12 protein-coding genes are annotated in these 23,791 nt (G+C 39.3%); 2 read left to right on the forward strand and 10 right to left on the reverse strand.

What is annotated here, in order from left to right; translation table 11 throughout:
* Positions 1-18: 18 nt before the first annotated feature.
* From PAUR_RS19030 to melR, 10 genes are all read right to left on the reverse strand, one after another.
* Positions 19-1,086, reverse strand: coding sequence for a UDP-glucose--hexose-1-phosphate uridylyltransferase (locus tag PAUR_RS19030; RefSeq protein ID WP_192509312.1), 1,068 nt, complete (start codon positions 1,084-1,086; stop codon positions 19-21).
* Between the two features lie 167 nt (positions 1,087-1,253).
* Positions 1,254-3,893 carry a M9 family metallopeptidase gene (locus PAUR_RS19035; protein WP_192509313.1) on the reverse strand — a complete coding sequence of 880 codons (2,640 nt, stop codon included), beginning with the start codon at positions 3,891-3,893 and terminating at the stop codon, positions 1,254-1,256.
* A gap of 94 nt (positions 3,894-3,987) precedes the next feature.
* On the reverse strand, positions 3,988-8,262 hold the full coding sequence (locus PAUR_RS23650; RefSeq protein WP_318782637.1) for a PKD domain-containing protein: 4,275 nt from the start codon (positions 8,260-8,262) through the stop codon (positions 3,988-3,990).
* Positions 8,263-8,481: 219 nt separating this feature from the next.
* Complete coding sequence (locus PAUR_RS19060; RefSeq protein WP_192509314.1) at positions 8,482-9,546, reverse strand: hypothetical protein; 1,065 nt, start codon at positions 9,544-9,546, stop codon at positions 8,482-8,484.
* Between the two features lie 65 nt (positions 9,547-9,611).
* Positions 9,612-12,482, reverse strand: coding sequence for a TonB-dependent receptor (locus PAUR_RS19065; protein ID WP_192509315.1), 2,871 nt, complete (start codon positions 12,480-12,482; stop codon positions 9,612-9,614).
* Positions 12,483-12,848: 366 nt separating this feature from the next.
* Positions 12,849-14,039: a trans-sulfuration enzyme family protein gene (locus PAUR_RS19070; protein ID WP_192509316.1), complete on the reverse strand. Its 1,191-nt coding sequence runs from the start codon at positions 14,037-14,039 to the stop codon at positions 12,849-12,851.
* A complete protein-coding gene (locus PAUR_RS19075; protein ID WP_192509317.1) occupies positions 14,023-15,507 on the reverse strand; it encodes a Na+/H+ antiporter NhaC family protein in 1,485 nt (494 codons plus the stop codon). Before PAUR_RS19075 ends, PAUR_RS19070 begins: the two co-directional genes overlap by 17 nt.
* Before the next feature lie 39 nt (positions 15,508-15,546).
* Positions 15,547-17,532 (reverse strand): glycoside hydrolase family 97 protein, encoded by a 1,986-nt coding sequence (locus tag PAUR_RS19080; RefSeq protein WP_192509318.1) that lies wholly within the window; start codon positions 17,530-17,532, stop codon positions 15,547-15,549.
* Positions 17,533-17,591: 59 nt separating this feature from the next.
* Positions 17,592-19,595: a hypothetical protein gene (locus tag PAUR_RS19085; RefSeq protein ID WP_192509319.1), complete on the reverse strand. Its 2,004-nt coding sequence runs from the start codon at positions 19,593-19,595 to the stop codon at positions 17,592-17,594.
* Between the two features lie 99 nt (positions 19,596-19,694).
* The gene (melR, locus tag PAUR_RS19090) at positions 19,695-20,597 is read right to left on the reverse strand and encodes a transcriptional regulator MelR (protein WP_192509320.1); all 903 of its coding nucleotides are present in this window, start codon (positions 20,595-20,597) and stop codon (positions 19,695-19,697) included.
* A gap of 333 nt (positions 20,598-20,930) precedes the next feature.
* On the opposite strand from melR, the gene PAUR_RS19095 reads away from it, so the two are divergent.
* Positions 20,931-22,472 (forward strand): sulfatase family protein, encoded by a 1,542-nt coding sequence (locus PAUR_RS19095; protein ID WP_192509321.1) that lies wholly within the window; start codon positions 20,931-20,933, stop codon positions 22,470-22,472.
* Between the two features lie 101 nt (positions 22,473-22,573).
* Positions 22,574-23,785, forward strand: a complete 1,212-nt coding sequence (locus PAUR_RS19100; protein ID WP_192509322.1) for a tyrosine-type recombinase/integrase — start codon at positions 22,574-22,576, stop codon at positions 23,783-23,785.
* The last annotated feature ends 6 nt before the right edge of the window (positions 23,786-23,791 follow it).

Genomic DNA, 23,791 nt, shown 5'->3' on the forward strand with positions numbered 1-23,791 from the left:
TAATGCATTCCTTTATTTTTAGGCCGTAGTAGCGTGTAAGCTGTAATGAATGTCTGATGTTTCTCGCAATCTTTCAGCGGCTTGCTCGGGGGTTAGATCTCTCTGCGTTTCAGCTAACATTTCGTATCCAACCATAAACTTTTGTACACTGGATGAACGTAGTAAAGGCGGATAAAAACTCGCGTGAAGTGTCCACTCGAGATGTGCATCATCATCATAGGGTGCACCATGCCAACCCATAGAGTATGGAAATGAACAATTGAATAGGTTGTCATACTTAACCGTTAATTTACCTATTATTTTCGCTAAAGATATTGATTGGCTTTCATTGAGCTGGCTCATTCTTTGAATATTAAAGGTTGGCAAAACCAGCGTTTCAAAAGGCCAAGCTGCCCAATACGGTACAACAACCACCCAGTGTTCGTTGCTGATTACCAGCCTTTCAGTATTGACGCGCTCTCGTGCAACATAGTCTTGCAGTAAGTTGCTGCCATACGTTTGGAAATAGTGAGATTGCGCTTTCGCTTTTCTTGCAACCACGGTCGGGATCTCATTTTGTGCCCAAACTTGCCCATGTGGGTGAGGGTTAGAGCAGCCCATTAAGCTGCCTTTATTTTCAAATATTTGCACCCACCGATAACGGCTTCCTAACTCTTTACATTGCGCTTGCCATACATTTACAACATCACATAGCTCAGATGGTTGAAGCAAAGGTAGTGTTTTTCCATGGTTTGGAGAAAAGCATATAACACGGCTTTCACCTCGTTCTGTATGCATCGTAAACAGTGGGTCATCACTACTATAAATAGGTGTTTGCGGACTCAAAGCAGCAAAGTCATTGTTAAAAACAAACGTAGAGTGATAATGTGCGTTTTGTTGGCCTGAAACACGTTGATTACCTGGACACAAGTAGCAATTTGGATCATAGCTCGGTTGTGTATCACGCTCAGGCTCCATTGTTTTGCCTTGCCAAGGTCGATTAGCTCTGTGGGGAGAAACTAAAACCCACTCATCTAATAGTGGATTGTAACGACGGTGTGGATGAACCGTTGGGTCAAATACTCTTTCACTTTGGTGGCTTGGCATATTCTTCACCTATCAGTAATACAAACAAGCATTTATACTAAACTTAATCGTTCTTAAATACGTTCCTAAAAATGACTATTCTAATCCCAAAAAACACTCAGTGGTGTGACAAAAAAGCCTACGAATAATTTCATAGGCTTTGACAAAAAAGGGTAAATTGTGTCGGGTTAATCGAGAGTGTTGTAACGGCCCGTTAGCGTGACATTGGCAAAAGATGGATCTGCAGATAGCATAATGTAGTAGGTACCAGCTTTGACATTCCTAATGTGACACGTTTCGGTTGTACCCACTTTCCAAGGTCGGCATTCGAAATCTGACAGTGTTGGCGCGCTGCCATACTTAACATGCATATCTGATTCTCCGGTTCCTCCGACGGTGCTGAAAGTGAGTGAGTTGGCATTATCAGGAACTGACATTGAGTACGTCACTTGCTGCTGTGCTGAGACTGATACTACTTTACTTTCATTATTTTCAAGTGTGAACTCGTCTTCAAAAGGGTTCTGAATATACCGTGCTAGAAGCGTGGTATTATTAAATGCATTTGTTGCTTTTATGCCGATGTAATTCCAACCAGGCTGCACATTATCAATGACAATAGTTTCTGAGTTAGTCGGCCCTGTTGATTTATGTTCATATTGACCGCCATTATTCGCACTACCGTGTTCATGGAATAAATCTGCGTTACCTGAGCCGTGGCGTAACGTCAGTTGTAATGAAACATTTTTAAATCCTTGTGGTACAGGTAAACCATATTCGCGAGTTTTCCCAGTATTTTGGTCTGCTAAACACGATGCGACGCCAGCAGATAATGTAAAGTCTAAATTAGGTCGACCTAAACGACATGCGTTAACTGCAGCTGTATCAGAACCTTGGTAGTCATCAGGGTTTTCGGGTTCTACCGGAGATGGGGGGCGCGTTGTGTCAATTTTACAGCCATGAGAATTAACGGTTGATAGCCAATTCGCAAATTCTGCATCGAAAGACTTGTTGTCAATCCAGACATCAACAAGGTCATCTCTGTAAGTTTGAAACTGCCCTTCTTTGAATAAGGACATCATCTGGAAGAATTGGCTTTTTTTTCGCTCAAACATAAATCGGTTTGCTAGGTACCCCCAGTCATAGATACGCTCTTGTCCAACCCCATATTCATTATTAAAAATTGTGCTTAACGGATATTTTTTGGTTCTCGCTATATCAATAGCGTCATCATTACAGTTTTTGAGAGAGATATATTCTGCGATACCTTCACCAAACCAGACGGTTCGGCCTGCGTCATCACTGTCTCTAAAACTGCCCTTTGAGACAAACCGGCCTTCCAGATAATGAATATATTCATGGCGTAGATTCCAAATATCAAAAATAGGTCGTTCAGAAACATGCTCATACGCATAAAAAGTCGCTTGATCTCCGGCTCGGCTCGGGTCCCCTTCTCGATATGTACCACCGTTATTCGTACTGACATTAAATAGGGCTCCTCCATAAGTAACCCACTCTTTTTTATCATTGAATATAACCATTCTGAGTTTGTCATTGTCATCAGGGACAACGGGCACTCTGTTGGTTTGCAATGCACTGTGAAAATGGTTTTCATGGCTTTTAAGTGAATTACACGTCCACTCTAACTGTTGCTGATTCATGTCTTGTGCCCAAATGAATAAAGTTCCAGATGGACAAGTTTTTCTATCACCGAGGACTTCGCTAATAATTTCTTGAGTTTTCTGACAAACATTATAGGTAGAACACATGTTGTTATAGTTAATGCTTTCGAGTACAGCTAAATATAATGTTCTGGCATTGTCATCTTCTAGCGGTCCAAAGTTATCAAAAATAGTAGATATGTTTTTTTCTAGTACCTTCTGTATCGCAGAAAAATGGGGATCATTTTTACCCCGATACATATTGGCAAGCTGGTAGCCTAAATTAAATAAATGGTAGTCATTGTCACTTTTAGTTAACCAAGTGAGATTGGCATTAATAAAGTGAACAATTTCGATAATGAGCGTTTTATTGTGTTCATCAGCTCGACAACTTACTTGTTTTGCACAGGTGCTTAGTGTTTGCCAAAATAGTGGTGTTACAGCTTGTCCCCAATTATCGATTTGTTCGTATTCTGCGTTATAACGACTCAACATGGCGCGAGTAATGTGAATAAAACGCTCCCCTATTAGGGCGTTTTTTATAATACCGGTCGCGTTGCGAACAACTAAAGCATGTTGCTCAGATTGGTCGAAAAAATGCCTATTTTGATAAACTGCATTAATTGCTTCCTCCATGCCATTTTGTGTTGTCGGTGTGACAAATCGCCTTTCATCGTAATAGGCATAGGCTTTCAACCAATAAAACAAACTGCTGATATAATCGGTGTCATTAACCCCATTATACGTCACCATCTTGGTTTTTATTTCATTAATAACGGTTGAAAAGTTCGTATCGCTGTATGCGCCTAGTATTTGCGTTTCAGGGAGGTCGTTAAATAAAGTGTCTATACACTCTCTCCCCTTATTCTTTATTGCCGTTAAAAATACAGCACCTTGTAAACCGGTGAAGACATGGTCGGGACACATGGATTCTGCGTCAGTTGATTGGGTGTTTAGTATTGTCTGTGGAGATTGTTGCTTTTGGCGTTTTTCCATTAAGTGGGTATTTGGGTATAAAGCACTTGGTATGTAGCGCGAATTATGATCATGATGTGTGTCTATATTCACATGAAATACATGCTCTCTGGAATCTACCGCTGATGTATTTGCCCATGTGGCACTTGATACAAATGTTAGTAATATGAATGACAACTTATGGTAATTTCTCATAGCGTCCTCTCTTTATATGTTGTGTGAATTGTATTTCTACGGCATGAAAGAGGCCTAGCACGCAGTGCTAGGACTCAAAAGTAACAATGTAGTGTTAGTGAGTGTTTGAGCGGCAGCTTTGAGTATCAAAGTCCATAACGATTGTTGCCCCTTCAGAGATGCCAGATACATCAATATATCCCCAGTATCTTGCATTACTTGGTATATCGTAAATTAGGCATTGTTGCTCACCTTGTGCCACTGATTTAGCGTCAAAATGGTTGCGTGGTATAGAAGGTCGGCCACCGTTTTTGAAATACACTTGAGCGTCAGCAGAGGCATTTATCATAGTGATAGCAACACTTGTATGTTGGTCGACGGCTCTAAATGCATAGCTTGCACGGTTACCAATACAGCGAGCTTCTCCTGATAACAAATCTCTGGTGGTTTTGTCAGCATCACTGACAGAACATGCATCTGTTAAAGCTGGCATTGCAATTGTGAGAGACTTACTTGTACTAGAGACTAGGCCATCATCATCGGTGACAGTGAGCGTTACATCGAACAGCCCTAATTGGCTATAAGCATGAACAGGGTTTTGTTGAGTGCTGGTCGTGCCGTCACCAAAGTCCCAAAAATAACTGACAATATGTCCATCAGAGTCGTAAGAATTTGCAGCACTGAAGGCAACGTGTTCGTTTACAACACTGCCAGATATCACTATGTCGGCATGAGGAGCTTGCTTAGGTATATCATTGACCAGTGGTCTACATCCAGGTACATCATAATCCATAACGATGGTCGCCCCGTTTGGCTGGCCAGATACTTCAATATATCCCCAGTAGTTAGCATCGGCCGGAATCGTATAATAAATACATTGCTGATCGCCCTGTGTCTCAGATACAAGGGTATGATCGCCATTGCCTGTTTTAGGCCAGTTACCATCCCCGAAATAAATCCTTGAGTCATCAGGCGCATTGATTAAAGTAATTGCCACGTTTTTATGGTCACTATTTAAATCGCTAAAAGAGAAGGATTTTCGATTTTCAATACATCGTGGTGTCGATGGCTGAATATCTCGTGAATCATTGGGTGCATTATCACATGCAGAAACAAGCGGTGGATGATCAATATTAACGATAACGCGTGCGGTCGATGTCATGCCATCGTTATCTGTTATGCTTAAAATAACATCATAAATACCAGGCTTTGCAAATTGATGTGTAGGATTGGCAAAATCACTGTGAGTGCCATCTCCAAAGTCCCAATCATAAGTAACTATTTGACCATATTGATCTGATGACCCTTGGCTACTAAAGTTGATGGGACTATTTACTTGTACATCGTTTTGTAACGCTCTAGCGATAGCAATTGGTGCTTGCGGTGGTGGTGGAATATTTGTACAAGCATTGTAAGAACATAGTTCTCTGACTGCCGTGATATCTGCGGCATCAATTCTACCATCACCATTAATATCAAATGACGAGTCTATGGGGTCGTTGTTACTGAGGGCGGCATTAAATGCGGCAATATCATCTATATCTACGTCCCCGTCGTTATCCATATCACCAATCGGGAGAATTGTCACCGTCGCTTTATTTTCATGGGTTGCACCGTCATTATCAGTTACTGCTAATGTTGTAAAGTATGTCCCGGCTTGTGGGTAGGTGTGAGTAACAGATTGCCCTGACTTGATAACACCATGGCCAAAATTCCAAGAATGGTCCACTATTTGCCCGTCTTCATCGCTAGATTTGCTGCCATCAAAGTTAACGCGGTATGTTGCGCGACCGACATATTCCCCTCCAGCATTGGCCATGGGTAAACGGTTAGGTGCAGAATGGTCAGCATCATCTCGAATGTCGTAATATGCTCTAAATCTAAGTGAGTCGTAATTTAAAAACGGGTCAATCATGACATTAAAAATCCCGCCACTGGTAAATTGGCATAGCTCAGTCTGGCCCGGTGCTTCCCAAGGACGGCAATCGTACACTTCTTTAGAGACAGATTTATTTTGGCTCACATGGATATCTGGATCGCCATTGTAACGACTGACAAGTTCGTATGTTACTAAAGATGCAGCATCGGGCACTGCAAACTCATAATTGCGTGGTTGTGAACCAGCGAGTGCCGATAATTTAATTTCATCATTTAAATAAAAACGAGAGCAACCCGCACATAGTTCCGCATCGTTAGGTGAGTTTTCAGTGATGACGGCCGTGGTCGTTCCCACTACTGATGCGCCAGAGTTGTCAGTGACTGTTAGCTTAACTGGGTAACTTCCAACATTGTTATAGATGTGAGACGGGTTTGCTTGAGCACTTGAATTTCCATCTCCAAAGTCCCAAGCGTAACTGATTATATTACCATCTGGGTCATTTGAATTGGCACTACTGAATTCAATAGCATGCCCAAACGCTTCCTCATATTTTTTGCCGTTAGTGTTAGCAAAAGGGAGTTGATTTGCAGTATTTGAGGTTTCATAATAAACATGAAGTGACGCTTTAGTATAAGTTTGGAATGGGTCAATTAAGAGGTCAAACTTTCCGCCGCCATCAAACTCGCAGTACTCCGAAATACCTTTCCATGTAAATGGTCTACAGTCATAACTTTCGCGGCTAACTTCACTATTTTTACTTACGTATAAATCTAAGTCGCCATTGTATTTAATACTCCCATCGGCCATTTTTGGACCTTGATATCCCCCAGGGACTACCACCACCACTCGGCTTGCATCTTCAGGGATACTGAATTGAAAGTCGTGTGTTTTACCTAACCTGTCAGTCCACATACCATCGGTTTTATTTGCCCATAGATCATCGATTTTTAAAAGCGTGAATCGACGTTCACCCGCTTTAAGGAAAGGGTCGTCAGCTTGTATGACTTGTAGTTTAGAGTTACTAAAGTCACTAAAAGCATGCACCGATGCATAGTAAGGGACCTTTGTGTCGGGTTCATCAATTGATAACACTTCTGCATCACCTGGTGAATTAAAAGATGTGAAATCTGCTATCCAATCTTCAAAGCCTTCTGGTGGAGGAGTCGGGACAACTCCTTTAGATAAATACATATCTGGATCTTCAGTATGTCCGTTCAAGTAAAAAAGAATATTATTGGCCCCGTCTGGCAGGTTAATTTCAAACGTACTGATGTCACCTTTTAATCCAGATATGTTATCGAATGACATGAGTTCAGTACCTTCAGGCTCAACATCGATACCTGATATTCCGTCCCATGGGTGACCTGAATTGCTAATATATTCTTCTAACCCCGTCGCGATTAAATTGTCATTTGACCACAGAGTGTTTCGTGAAGGACCATGTAACGCAGCCGTTATACGGGCAACTTGGTCTGCAGTGAACATGGCATAGTTGTCAGAGTAATGCATAAAGTTTTCGGTATTTGTTGGTTCACCGAAACAATTTGGTGCGTTGTTTTGCATAGGGGACGGTAAAGACATCTGCGGAGTATCGCAATTTCTATCACCGGTAGACTCACACAATGTTTGATTGGTTATGGTGCATTGCTTATCTTCAAATGTATGGATTAAGTTTAACCAGTGGCCAAATTCATGGGTAAGTACTGATCTGAAGTTCTCATTGGTATTGCTGCCAACATAGTTACCGTTATAAACGACCCGGGCTGTACCAGCTTCTGACATGGCTACTTCTGGGTACCACGCAATGCCAGAATTATTACCTTTACCATTAGCGTGTAAGTCATTCATGATATACACATTCATGTATTTGAAGTTATCCCATGAATCTTGATTGATACGACTAAGCGTTTGTGCATCGTGGTTGCCATAGCCGGCCTCTTCTCTGTCATAACGTACGATACCATTGGTGTCGCGCCCTGCTGGATCTTTTTTGGGCAATACGAACTCAATATTGACGTTCTTTCGAAGTGCACTAAAAATTGGGGATATTTCAGGAGAGTCTACAGCTAAGCCTTGAAAATCATCATTTAGTTTACGTAGTGCATTTCTTATCTTAGCGTCAGTTAAGCACTTTTGTGTAGAGTCGCTGCAATTATAGGCTTGGCCGTAAATATGAAATACGACGGGAATATAATAACGACCATCTTCCGCAATACTGCTATTTAACAGGTCATCAGGAATCGCGTTAGTTCTGAGCTGTTCAGTTACACGATTTAGTTTTGATTGTTTTATTTGCGCGTTAAACTGAGACTGTAATTTGGACCAATTTTGGCCGTTGTGATCCGTTTGGCAATTATGATCGATATAGTTGTCTATGGCGGTTAAATCATGGGGGTGTTTACTGTTAATATCTGTGTGTTTATGACTTGCTTTGGTTGCTGCCAGCACCGATAGCGGACTCGTAAGCAGGGTAAATAGGCATAAACTTACAACTTTGCCTGACGTGTTCATGTTGTTTCCTTGTTAGTTAGTTTAATATTCTGCGAACAATGTTAAATTTATTCACGGTTACAAATTAACGTATCAAGTTATAAACTTCTTATTACTTATTAAATAAACATTCCTGATTTACACGCTTTTTTTACATTATTGTTTCATATATTCCCTATATACTTGGAGTTTATATGCAAAAAGGGAGCGTTAGCTCCCTATTGCACTGAAATAGTACCTTTATTTACATTGCTTTTTAACCTGTTGCCGGATTGTGCAGTTTAGAAACGTTTCAGGCCCTAATCCAGAATAACCTTTACCTTGTCTGACCTGACCTGATATGAGGTCTTCATACCAATCCATCCAAGGATATGTATAACCGTATTCTGAAGCGGCATGCAAGATGAGTTTGTCTTTGGGAGGAATAGGCACAGAAACGCCTTTATTCGGGTAAAATTGTTCAATAACAACGTGCAACCATTCGTGGGTCCATACACCCGGGTCGTCATTTAAATACTTATTTATACGTTGTTTTACACCCATTTCTCCTGGATTAAACTTTACCGTTACGTATCCTGTTTCAAGGGTGTCGGGGGATGTTGGTTCTAGCCAAGCTAGACCAAAGTATGGACTCTCAAAACTGCAATCTCCCATTTCCGCGCGCCAAAATAAGAATATCGTGTCGTAATCCCCAGGTCTTATATGTTTAAGTTGCGCCAAACCTTGTTGGGCTTCAAGCGTGTACCAGTCATTGTCCGGGTTATGAGTGAGTTCAACGGGGTCGATTAAGTCTTGTCGATTTATATCCCACTTTATCGTCCCGTACGAAAATGGCTCTATATGCTCTCGTAAATTTTGTTTAAAAAAATTGTACCCCTCATCCAATTCTTTCTTGGTAAAGTTGCTATGACATTTTTTATCGCCTATGCCAGCATATACAGACGGAACACCGACAAAAAGTGCTCGCCACTTTGAAGCTGGTTGGATTTCATCACGACTAAGGGTAACTTTCATTGGATTTTTTGGGGTATGTTTATCTAATATATGGATTTGTTTTTTTAAGTACTGCTTTTCTTTTTCAAGACCAACGCCAATTGCGTGTGTACCCTGTGGTAAATTTAATTTTGCGGGGGTATATTTTCCGGTGAAATGACCATTTAAATATACAGCCCCTTGATTGAAAGCGCTGATTTCAACATTACTTTTGTTGCATTCCTTGGCATTATCACATGACAATGTTTCAGCGTATGTCGAGTTTGTTACGAGTAATATATAAATAAAGCGTAAAGGGAATGTCTGTTTCATTTAACGACCTATGTACTATGTGGCAAGGTACAGCCAATTATTATGTATGACTGCACCTGATATATTTAAAATTTGTATCGAAGACCAACGGAGTAGCTTTTACCGTAACTGGCGTTCTCAAAAATGTAACTTCCTTCGTTTGCTCCGGCTGTTAGCAATTCTGTTTTTAATGCATTAACGGTTAATGTTTCATCAGGATCAAGCAGGTTATATACATCCGCTGTAACCCTTAAATTATCAGTAATGTCGTATGACATCCCAACACTCAAGTTTCCCCAACTTGGTGCAACAGCTTGCTCCGTATCAACCGAACCACCTGTTTCATATGTCCAGTGACTTACCTTTTTCACGCTGTAACTAGAGCGTTTGTTGTAAGCGATGTTTAAGCTCAAACCATTTTGCTCATAAAATAGATTTATATTCGATTGGTGTTTAGATAAGCCAAAAAATGGAATTTCTTTTCCTTCGCTGTCACTTTCACCTGAGGTACTATTGTTTAACGTATAGTTAGCAGATACACCGAATCCAGCTAATTGCTCTGGCAAATATTCGTCAAATGTTTGGAACCATGAAATCTCATACCCTCGAATTAGGCTATGGCGGTCGTCGTTGACTTCGCGCGTTGCGAGAAACTTATTGCCAGCGATGGTTTCTTCGAACTCATCATCTTTTACAAAGCCTGCAAATTGCTTGAAATATGATGCGAACGAAAGGTTACCATTTTCGCTATAGTACCATTCTAGGGCCGTATCAAACTGCTTTGATGAATATGGTGTCAACCCAGGATTGTTGTACTTTATGGTACGTCGCTCCTTGTCATCGTTGACGTCTTCTAACTCTGGATCAATTTTTGTATTTGGAATAAGTTGTGATAGAAATGGGCGTGATATTGCTTTTGCGGCGGCAAATCGTAATACCAGTTCTTCTGATAAGTTTAATTTGAGATTCATACTCGGTAATATATCTGAATAACTATCTTCAAATTGCTGTAAATCACGTTTTTTCCAGTCACTATTTGCAACCGAACCATCGTCATTGAAGGCTAAATTGGCCGGGTTTCGAGAGTAACTAAAAGAGGTAATATCAGTTTTTATATAACGCATGCCGATATCTAGCATATAAGGAAATCCAAACATATTATCTTCAAATTTGGATTCTATGTATGCGTGGATAGTTTCTTCTTTTACGCCATAAGTGTCGCCATTCTCAGAGGATTGTGGTATCAAAGATTTGGCTGCAATCGGATCTAATTTATTAAAGTAGGCAAATAAAGCCGATTGGTTAATACTTGGCCACACTTGTGGCACATTAGCACCCCCACCGAAACCATTTCCTGTCCCTGCAGAAATAACATCATTTGGTAATTGCCACATGGTATTCCCTCCAATATTGACGGTTGGTGCAGCAAATGTAGGGTTTACTTCATCACTGTGATCAAACGCGAATTTACTAGGGGAGGAAGGATAAAAGTTATATTTTTCTTTATCTTGTGAGTTGTAACCAATACCAAAAAATAGTGTACTCATAGTGCCACTAAGGGGCTCCCATGTACCGTCTATTACGAATCTAGATGTTTTGTCATCAACGGTATTACCAAATTTGCGAGAATGATGAGCACCATACACTGCATTTTCATCTAACGCCTGTGCTAGGGTCATATCTGGGATCGGGTGATTGCCATTAAAGTTAATTGTCGCACCACTGACTCCAGCTCTGACCACGACAAGGCTACCATTTCCATCATCTTCATTTTTTGCACCAGAAACTGACATATCAAAATTTAAGGTGATATCGTCAAGTACCCAATTAGTATTTAGACCCACTTGGTATGTATCACTTTTTCTCGGTACTCCAGTTTCAAGCAGTTCAACGGTTGCGTTATTCCATGATATGTTATCAACAAAGCCATCTGGACCAACATTAAACTCTGTTATTTTGGCGGCACCATCATAAGCTGGTAGCACAAGTGTCATCGCTTTGGCTTTGTTATCTACATCATAAGAGCTAAATAGCACATCAAAGTTGACGTCTAAATCGTCATTTGGAAGCCATTGTAGTGCCAGTGTGCCTCCAAGACGTTCACGTTCTGATTCAGTTTGAGTAATACGAGGCCAACGGGGCATTCTAAAGCTGTCATTGATATTTGCATTGTTGGGTGTAACCACGTCCTCTTGTTCAGAATTTGGATTTGCTGAGCTATATAGTTCGTGATATTGCCAATCATCCCAATTGGTAGATTTGTACTTATCGTAACGAGATATGCGTTTCGTGTGTACTAGGGATGCAAGTACGCCAAAGGTATCATCCAAAAATACATCACTTACTAAAAAAGATGTTTTTGGGTTATGTGATTTTGCTCGGGCATTGTATTCATTTTTAACTGAAAGACTCAACTCTTCACCAAGATCTAGCGGTTTACGAGAGTAAATATTAACGACTCCTCCAACGGCGCCTTCTTGAAGTTTGGCTTGTTGTGTTTTGTACACCTCTATTTTGCCAACTAGTTCAGATGCAATGACATCATAGTTGAAGTCTCGGTTTTCGCTATCAGTAGCTAGCTTACGGCCATTAAACGTTGTGATATTATACTTACCAGACATCCCACGAATTGTTACTTTTTGGCCCGCACCATCAGTCCGAGTGACGCTGATCCCTGGGATACGTTGCAGCGCTTCTGCTACGTTATCATCAGGGAATTTGCCAATATCTTCAGCGACAATCGCATCAACCACGTTATCCGATTGTCTTTTGATGCTTTGCGCCTCTCGCAGGCTCCCTAAAATTCCTAAGGTTGCTTTTACCTCAATAACTTCTATGTCGTCTTTTTTATCGCCTTGCTCAGCGTATGCTGAATGACTTAGCATAGTGCTTAATGCAAGTGCGAGAGGAGATAATATAAATATGTTATTTTTATCTTTGCGCTTACTTTTTTTCATATGACACGTTCCAATCTAATTATTATTTTTGAACTAACTTGCTTTGCAATAAATTAATTTGCTTAAACATTTCCCTGTACCAAAAAGAAAAACTTTTTGGCTCTGTTAATTCAATCATATGTAAGTAATTTGAACGTCTCGAATTAGTAGATATATATCCTGTTATATAACATGGTTGGATATAAGGTGGAAATTATTACGATGTAGCATAAAATAAGTTTATTGTGAGTTCTGCAATGGGAATATTAAATAAGATATGAATGTAATATATACATTAACTTTGTATTTATTCTATAGGAAAAGTATTGTGAAAGGGAGTGAAAAAATAAGTGCTTTATTCCCCACTCTCTTTCAAATGTGAATTCCTTACTTAATACAACTTAATGCTTGCTCTAAATCAGTGATCAAATCATCGCAGTTTTCAAGGCCAACCGAAATTCTCATATCACCAAGTGAAATCCCCATTTTTTCGAATTGATCAGGGGTTTGTTCTTTTATACAACTGATGGCAGGAGCATATATTAAACTCTCATGCCCGCCCCAACTAACACCTATCTGAAATAGTTCAAGATGATTAAAAAACGACTTAATACTGGCTAAGTGTTTTGTTTTTAGTTGAAAACTCATAAGCCCACTTACACCGCTCATTTGCGACTCAACTAAGGGCTTTTGCTCGAAGTTATCTAGGCCAGGGTAATTGACATGTTTGATTTTTTTGTGGCGATTTAAAAATTCAGCTATTTTTTTCGCCGTACTTTGGTGGCGATCCATTCTTAAGTGCAATGTTCTCAGGCTTCTTAGTAAATACCAAGCTTCAACGGGCGCCATTTTAGCGCCCAAAAGTTCATACTCACGTGCACAGATCGCACTAACCAACTTATCACTCCCAATGAGAACCCCTGAGACTATATCACTATGACCTCCAAGATATTTAGAACAAGAGTGGAGCTCTAAATCTATCCCCATATTTAGCGGCTTTTGATAAATAGGAGTACTCCAAGTATTGTCAATAATAGTTGCTATATGATTTTTTCTTGCTAACTGGGATATTTTACGTATGTCTTGCAGTGAAAAAACTACAGAAGAGGGACTTTCTAAGTAAATCAGTTTTGTATTTGACTGAATTGCTTGCTCTATCTCGTCATTGTCTTTTCCTGAGACAAATGTAACCTGAATGTTCATTTTTGGAATTAAAAAATCATTAATAAAACTGATTGATGGGCCGTAAATATTGTTTAACGTAATGATATGATCATTATACGATAAAAAGTGGAGCATTCCTGCAGAAACCGCCGCCATTCCTGAAGCAAAAAGTTTGGCTTTTTCACCATTTGCCAGTTGTGCAATTTTCTTCTCAACAATCGATACTGTTGGATTATTTCCTCTAGTATAAATTGCGTTGTTTATTTTGTCTTCAAATGCCATTTCAATGGCATCCCAACTATCAAAAGTAAATAACGAATTTTGGTAGATAGGTGGCACAACAGCACCAAATCGATCGTTTTTTTCTATATTATCATTGATTAATAATGTACTGGGTTTAAAGTGATTGGTCATAATTTTTTACGCCACCTTCGGATATTAATGATGTGGATTTAAAAACTCGGCTGTTGTAAAAACCAACGCCAAAAATAGCAAATATAAATGCGATAGATATATTAATTATTGATAGGAACTGCCATTGCCAGTAGTCAATAATAGATACACCTAATGTTGAGAAGATAAAAACCGAGGTTGTACTCCACGGAATCAAACTTTCTATCATGGTACCTGTATCTTCTAAAGAACGGGAAAGAACTGGTTTCGGTAAATGAAACTCATCATATTTGTTGCTAAATGCCTCGCCAATAATAAAACTATTAGCGTACTGGCTTGAAGTTAATGCATTTGTTAGCGCAGAAGAGAGTAAAGTGGTAATTACCAGCATGCTTTGGGTTTTTATTTTTTTTAAAATGTAATGTATGACCGTGGGTAATGCGTTGATCCGGTCAATGGCGCCGACATAGATAAACACCATAATGGTGATTATAATGGGGTCGATTAAGGCATATAGCCCACCTCGATTGAATAAGCTCGCTAACATTGGAGTAAGTGTGGTTGTTAAAGGTTGACTTTGGACCATGTCATACGTGAAACCTTTATAGACTGTTTGCACTATATTATCTAATGATGAAGATTGAATGATAGCGGCTAACACACATGCTAAAAGTGATGAAGCAATTAAGGTTGGCAACGGAGGTTGTTTTAATATTGAACCTACCATGATAATTAAAGGCGGGAGTAATAATAGCGCGTTGATGTTGAACATAGTTTCAATAGTGCTGAGCGTATTATTTAATAATGAAGCCGTATTTAGTTGTGCGCTTGTAGACGGGTAAAAGTAGTCAAGGGAAAAAAATAGACCGGCCGAAATAATTGCCGATGGGAAGGTTGTTGTTCTCATTGCTTTAATATGGTCTGTTAGAGGAACTTTAACAGCAATGGCGGCAATATTGGTAGTATCTGATAAAGGAGACATTTTATCGCCAAAGTATGCACCGCCGATGACAGCCCCTGCCGTAATACCTACATCGGCACCTACGACCGTGCTAACAGAGATAATGACTAATCCAATGGTTGCTATTGCGCCCCAAGATGTGCCTGTACACATAGAGAAAAGTATCGGAATAACAAACGCATAAAAATAAATGTGTTCGGCTGTAATTAGTTTTAAGCCAACATAGATCAGAAGTGGAATAGTACCTGAAATCATCCATGTGCCTATTAATATGCCAATTGCAAATAATAATAGTACTGTAGGTAAAGCTTGGGTGAGGCGTTTGGTGAGCGAGTCTTGAATTTGATCCCAAGAGTAGCCGAGAAACATAAGTTGGATAACGACAAATACTGCTGAGAACAAAAATATAACTTCTAATGAGAAAGCACTTTGTTCAAACATCAATGGTCGTAGAATTAACCCGTACACGACAGTTAAAAGCAATGACAAGATCGAAATAAATGATTGTAATACGTGCTTACTTTTCATAAATATCCCTATTGGTTAGCGGTAATACTATTGTGCATTTCATTGGGCTTCCTTAATGATTGCAGCGGCGCCACCGCTTGGGGCGAGGTTAAGTATGAAAGTAGAGTTATGAGTTACAGACTTAGTTTCAATTTTATGGTCACTGGCGAATTTATCGGCATTTGCCCCATCTTTAAATAATGTCATTTCAAAGCGCTTATTGGTGGGCAAAAATGATAGGTCAACATTGATTTTGTGCTCGTTACTGTTCCCCATGGCACCAAGGTACCATTGTGTACCGTTGCGTCTGGCAATAACAATATGGTCTGCCAGCTTCGCGGATATCACGTGAGTCTCATCCCATACGGTTGGAATTGCAGTTATAAACTCTGTGGTTTGTGACTCTTTAGCATAGGCAGAAGGACTATCGGCAAGCATCTGAAGAGGACTTTCATAAACGATATACATTGCGACTTGATGGGCTCTAGTTGTTTTGCTCATAGGTCTAGCAAAGCTTATTGAGAAATTGCTGGGCTGTGCATTATTTATTGCGCCTGGAGTGTAGTCCATCGGCCCTGCGAGCTGGCGAATGAACGGCAAGGTCAAATTATGTTCTGCCGTAATGTAATTGGCCCATTTATTATGCTCTAGCCCTCGTACCCCTTCACGCGTTATGACATTTGGGTAAGCTCTTCGTAGGCCAGCAGGTTTATAAGAGCCATGAAAATTCACAAGCAACTTTCTTTTTGCGGTTTCTTGTGCAATTTTCCAGTAGTAATTAACCATAGCTTGGTCATCTCTTTGCATAAAGTCGACTTTAATACCGGCAGCGCCCCAATGTGCAAATAGATCTAATGCTTCGGTGAGTTGGGTGTCTAACGTTTTCCAGATAACCCATAGGATAACGTCGACATTTTTTAACTTTCCATAGGCAATGATTTCCTTAACATCGATGTCTTCAACAACATTCGTAACACTATCTAAATGGTGCCAACCCTCATCTAGAATGATATATTCGATGCCGTTCTTTGCCGCAAAGTCTATGTAGTATTTGTACGTTTGAGTATTGATACCGGCAATAAAATCAACCCCATACAAATTGTTTGCATTCCACCAATCCCATGCAACTTGGCCAGGCTTAACCCATGACGGATTGATAGCTAGCTCGTTTGCCAATAAATAACTTAATTGGTTGGTTAAAAGCTCGCTGTCATCTTTGGATATAGCAAGAATTCGCCATGGAAAAGACCTTGAATTCGGCTGTGGCGCTAACTTTGATTCAAATATAAAAGGAGAACGCTGTTCAATAAGCTCATTTCTATCAGATCCTTTTTGTAATTTAGATGAAACTATTGTTTTTGGGAATGTTGCCCTTAAGCTTTCTCTTCCTGTACCTTGTAGCCACATACCAGGATAGTCTTTTAGCCCAGACTCGGTAATAACGAGTTTACTCTTATTAAACTCTACCATTAGCGGCAAACTTGCAAACTCACTCTCTGTTATAGTGCTTAGCTGTTTTGACTCGTAAGTACGTTCGTTATGGGAAACAAAACTATTTTCTGCGGGAAATAATGTACGCGTACTATCTATGAATTCGAACAGTGCAAGTTCATTTTTAATCGCAAAATGGTCATCCATAAAGGCGTTGAATCGATACGCAACGCCACTATTGAATACTCTAAAGTTAACAGTTTGCTGGTTATCAAAAATCATGGTTATTTGGTTGTAGTGTTCGACAATTTGCGCTGATTTTTGTTTAATATGTGGAGTTAATAATCTATTTTGTGATGACCTTTTTATATTTTTTACAGTTATAGGACTATGAGTCTCTTCAGGTTCGTTAAAATATAACGCTGCTGTTGCTTTAGAGATAATCATATTTCCTGAGACAGAGATAGAATATTCAATGGGATAGGTTTGCGATAGTAATACCTCTATGGAACCGTCAGGAGATGTGACTTGCAACGGTTTTGCAAACACCGAAACGTGAATATTGAAGAGTAAAAGCGTGATAAATACACAGATAATGCGATATAGATAATTCATAAGTATCTTTATTTTTATTTATTAATGATATGGGGGCTGTGAGCCCCCATTATAGGGTTTCAATCGAATGTGTAGGTAATGGGCGCAATGCCATCCCAGTCAAATTTATCTATTTGACTATCATGCGTAATGACAATTTCAAATTTATTTATTTTGCGTTCTACACAAATATCAAACTCTTGTTTAAACGCTTTAATTGATTTTAAACACATACTCGGCCATTCACTAGGAAGGTAAGGTGCAAGTTGAAAGCGATTAAAACCAAGTGGTTCGATACCGAATATACCTTCAGTGACAACACGCGCATACAGTGCGCTTTCAGCAGATAAGTGGCGTTGATTACCCTCAGGCCATGCTTCTACGGCGTATGGAACATGTTCCCCTAAAAGACGTTTCCTTGAGTAATATTTAAAATAACGCATGGCTATATCGGTTTCGCCCGCCGCAAAAATACCTCTAAATGCATATAAGGTTGCACGATCCCAAAACGTATTATTACCTGCTTCGGTGTAAATACCGTCAGCACTCCATAACTGTGGAGACAATAATGCATTTAAAGTGTCTTGTTTTTTATCAAAAATACCCATGGTTAAAGGCAGCGCAATCCAAGACCTTAATTTAGTGTTCCCTTTAAAATACTGGTAGGTATCATAGCCTTGTACGTTAGCTGAAAAGTAGTTATTCATATCAGCTTTAAGCTTAAATGCACGTTTGCTGTAACCAACTGACTTGACTTCATTTCCGAGCTGGTCGTGCAAATTTGATGTTGTCTTTAGCGCCCCATACGTTAGCATGTTAGTACTTAGATTGTACTGGCCTGTTTTAAACCTTCCTTCTAATTCATCACTGTCTGATCCTATGACACCTTCGCTATTCATTTGTTTAAAGCTGTACTCTAGGCACCAATCAATCAACGGCGTTAATTCGCGGGCAATTTTTTCATCAGCAAAACTTAGAGCAAAACGGCTAGCGCCATAGGCAATCATTGCGCAATCTCCCCGGTCACCGGCACCATTCCAGATGTCGACACCTTCAGCAATAATAGACGATGGTATGGGATCGAACTTATCATTCATAAACCGAGCAAAATGACGGTAACTATTTACTGCCGATTCATTGCCATTGTTATCACCTAGAAAAGGAAAAAACGGGTTGATATACTCAGCTTGGTCATTTGCCCATAACGCAGCATAATAACGCCCGCCACCAGGGCCGTGCATTAGTCCACCTTTGGTGCGATAAATACTTTCTGCGGCGCGCAACTTCGAAAATTGAAACATTTGATTTAATATCGGGTCGGGCGTTTCGAGTACCAAAGCATGATTTAAGCTAGCAATATAGCTCAGGCGTTTTTTCAGTTCGTCTTGACTGTTAAAATCTCTATTTTCAGCTGTTTTCGTCGCGACAAATTGAGCACTGAATTGGATAGAATCACCAGAATTTAGAGCTGTTTTAGGTATTGCATTACTTTTAGCTGTAATTGTATATGCGCCGTAAACCCCGTCTTTTGTAGGTGTTTTAAATTGGTAATTCAGGGAGGCAATTTCAACGTTTTGTGATGAATTACCTGTGTTAGTTATTTTATAGGTTTCAATTAAAGCTGGGTGTTTGGTACTTGGTGATAATACGCGAGTTAGCGTTAAATTATCGCGAAGTGAACTGGTCAATGTCAGTACACCATTAAAACTCACGTCTGTCAGTTTCTCTGACTTATAGAGGACGTCATTGATATAAATATTGGGTGAAATGGCGGTAGGAAATTCATGAATAAGACTTGCATGTGTATCATTTGGAACCGTTCGTAACATAGGCCAAACAATTTTCCGATTAAGGACTAAATTGCCTATTTCATTATTTCCATAATAGATGATTGCAGATAATTTTTCGCCGCTAAATTCCAAATGATCATTATGTTGATTCTTTACTTGCCAAGTGATCGTATCGTTGTCGAGTACCCATCGATTATTTAATGTGTTTGCTAAGTCATCAAGCTTATTATTAACCGAACAAGCAACGGTTAAACATGATAAGCCAACCAATATAAACGCTTTATTTCCTAACACATCCTACTCCAAGCTTTTTAATATTATAATTATTGAAGCATTTTGCTTTTGTAATAACGTATCGTTAATCACTTAATAGTTCCCAAAAACTAACTTTCGTTAAGTTTCTGCTGTAGTATTGTCGTGTGCCTTGGCGATATCATTTCTAAATTGTTGCGGGGTTTTATCAAACTCTCTTTGAAAAATATCGTAAAAACGGCTAATTGAGCCAAACCCTGCTTGTAACGCAATGCTTAGTACTGCGTCATTTGTGTCAATTAATAGCGCTTGGGCATGTTGCAGCCTTAATTTATTAATGTATTGTTTAATAGAAATTTTCATGACTCTATGGAACAATTTCATTGCGTAGTTCGGGTGCAGTCCGGTGATGTTTGCAACGTCATCTATGGTTATCTTTTGATCATAGTGGTCAGCGATATACTGTAAAATGACTTCTATATGACATAGGCCACTGACGATCGATTTTTTGTCTGTTAATTCTGTCGTATTGGATAGGTTAAATGTGCTGTAAGGCTCTAAAGACATTCTACGTATCCTGTTTCGGATTTCGTCAATGACTTGCATGATCAATGGTAATTTTTTACTCGCTAAATCATTTTCCCACATTGAGGTGGTTAGTTGGTCGCCCAGATGTAAGTTATCAGCAACCAGTACTTCACCATGTAATATCTCACTAATAAATTCATCTGAAAATCGCCAAGATAAAAATGCATGTAAAGGAATATATATATTTACCATTTCCCCATCACCTTCAGATGCAATCATTTGATGAGGAATTGACGCCCAAAAAATAATCATTTTCCCTTCAGGCACACTTATTTTTTGGCCATTTATCAGATAATCTGCAGAGCATCCGAATAGGTAATTTATTTCTACATGACCATGCCAATGGCTAGAATCCATAATTTTAGGGCTGTGTCGTTGGAACCCCCAAGAGTTTTCATGCCCCTGTACCTCTAATGGACTATTTTCATTAAATTTTATTCTACTGACCCAGTCCATATCGAACCCTTAGTTACGATTACGGTACAAACGCTAAACTAATCTATTGATTAAAACAATATGAAGGTTGTTTTTCGGGAATAAATAGTACAAAAACAGGATACGATGGCCGAGTATGCAAATTAAACTGGTTATAAGGTACAGGCCTTCTTTTACACAAATTAGTTACCTTATTATTCGGGAAGTTTTAATACGAGTTTAAGAAGTAAAGCGGTGTTATTGAAGGTTATAGTGAATTGATTCACAGCATCTAGGTACATCGTTGTAATATGTTTAGTTAAACTGAATCAGCCATCTAGGGTAACCACATAATAATTATTAGGCAGGTAAAGTATGATTCCTTGGTTCAAATATATATTATTCTTATGCGTGATAGCCGTATCGCTCATATCTAGTTTTTCATATGCAAATGAGCAAGTTAAGAAAAGGCCAAATATTCTTTGGATATACGTTGAAGATATTTCGCCGCACTTAGGCACATATGGTGAACCATTGGTAAATACACCGATACTAGACGAATTAGCCCATAATGGCGTTAAGTTTACGAACACAATTATGCCCGCACCTGTTTGTTCAGCGTTACGCTCGGCTATGATGACAGGTGTCACACAAACTAAACTAGGGTTACATAATCATCATAGTGCAAGAACCAAAGAGTCAGAGTTTTATTTACCCCCTAATGTAAAAACAGTACCTGAGTTATTTAAAGCAGCGGGTTACTATACTTTTAATAGTGGTAAAGATGACTATAATTTTTCATATAATCGTGCTGATTTATATAACGGGGATTATATGGTACATCCGTTATACGGAAAATCAGGGGTAAAAATCGATTGGCATAGTAGAAGTAACAAGTCACAACCGTTTTTTGGGCAAATTCAACTTAAAGGTGGTAAACACATTTTTAGTAAAACTTTTAAAAACAAAGTTAAACAGCCCATTGATCGAAGCGAAGTTGTACTGCCCCCCTATTACCCCACCCACCCTACTGTGACTGAAGAGTGGGCAAGATATCTTGAATCATTACAGATCACTGATTCTGAAGTCGGTGATATTATAAAAAGACTTGAACGTGATCAGTTATTAGATAATACAATCGTGTTCTTTTTTGCTGATCATGGAATGCGGTTTTTACGCCATAAGCAATTTCTCTATGAAGGTGGCATAAAAGTCCCATTTATCGTTTATGCACCGGGTTACAAAAGATTGATAAAGACTGGCACGCGAGCCGAGTTGATTAACGGGCTGAATATCAGTGCAACATCACTTGCATTAGCTGGTATAGAGATCCCCGACTATTTTGAAGGAAGTAATTTGTTTGATGAAAATTTTCAAGGAGATAAGCACGTTATTTCTGCAAGGGATAGGTGCGATTTTACGATTGACCGTATTCGTTCCGTAAGAACAGAAAACTATAAATACATTCGAAACTATTATCCAGAACGCTCGGCGATGCAGCCAAGTTATCGAGACGAATGGGAGTTAACGAAAGTGATGAAACAGCTTTATGAGCGTGGAAAACTAGACAAGGTCCAAGCTATGCATTTTTCGGCAACACGCGAAATTGAAGAGCTGTATGATTTACGAAATGACCCTCACGAAATCGTTAATTTGGCTGCTAAGCCGGACTATAAAACGACTCTAGACCAACATAGAAAAATTTTAGATAATTGGGTTAAAGATAATGATATGGGCCAATTCCCTGAGCGAGAAGAGTCATTAAAACTTATGTTGGGTATTTGGGGAGATACCGCAATAAATCCTGAGTTTGATAATTTGCGGAAACAGTACCCTAAGCTCTCTGGCTCTCAATATCATCTTAAAAATAAGCGTTTTAAAAGAGTCTTAAATAAAGGAAATAATTCTTATCAATAATAAAAAGGTTGAGTTTAATTAGGTATATATGTCCGATTTAGCTATACAAATTGGAGAGAACCCTCTACCATAATAGCGACTTAATATCGGACATATTGAATATGCTTACCCCACTTGTCGATACCTTGAAACAACTTCGTTATCAAATAGCACATATTGAAGACGATACACTTATTCAAGAATACCCAGAGCTTAATGCATATTTGTCTACACTGAACCATGATGTTCCGAGTGCGCTCGAAGATATTGAGTTTTTATACCAATTCTTATATGTTTATGGCCGAAAATCAGAAGCGACATTTAACCGATTTAGAAATGAATTGGAACGGTTCTATTTGTGGTCTTGGAACTTTAAACAGATGTCGGTCTTTGATTTAAGGCGTGAAGATATCGAGGCGTATGTTGAATTTGTTGTCGACCCAGATAGTAATTGGGTGTCGAATTCTGTGCAGTGGCGATTTAAAGATAAGCAAGGCGTGCGCTGTGTAAATATAGCATGGCGCCCATTTGTATATAAAGAGAATGGCCTAAGCCAACAAACATTTGCAGCCATGTTCACTGCACTTAATGTGTTTTATAAATTCGCAATTCTGGAAGAAAAAACGTTTGCCAACTTTGTACCAGTGGTAAAAAAAAATAGCCCCTATTTAATAACTGAATCGCAGATAAAATTACCTGATACATTGAGTAATTTACAGTGGGAATATGTGTTTGGTGTAACAAGGGATTATTGTGATGCTAAACCTGAGTTAGAGCGTAATTTGTTTGTGCTAGCCTGTTTAAAAGGCTTGTACTTACGTATTTCCGAATTATCGGAGCGACCGCAATGGTCTCCTGTTATGTCACACTTTTGGCAAGACCCTGATGGGTTTTGGTATATTAGAGTTATGGGAAAAGGTAATAAACTCCGAGATGTAACTCTGAGTGAAGACTTTATCGTATATTTGCGTCGTTACAGAGAATATCGAGGTTTACCTGCATTGCCGAGAGTTGATGAGCCCTCCCCGATTGTGCATAAATTACGTGGTCAAGGGGGAATGAATGTCAGACAAATTAGACGGATTGTACAACAAAGTTTTGACTTGGCGATTGAGTCTTTAAACCAAGATGGCTTTTCGGATGAGTCAGAGCAATTGAAAGCGGCAACAGCACACTGGTTAAGACACACAGGCGCGACTCATGATGCTCAACATCGCCCACTTAAACATTTATCTGAAGATTTAGGGCATGCCAAAATCGCGACCACTGATCAAATTTATATTCAAACTAACATTAAAGACAGAGCTAAATCTGGAGCGAAGAGAAAGCTCTGAGCTAAT

The sequence above is a fragment of the Pseudoalteromonas aurantia 208 genome, from assembly GCF_014858725.1.
Lineage (GTDB): Bacteria > Pseudomonadota > Gammaproteobacteria > Enterobacterales > Alteromonadaceae > Pseudoalteromonas > Pseudoalteromonas aurantia.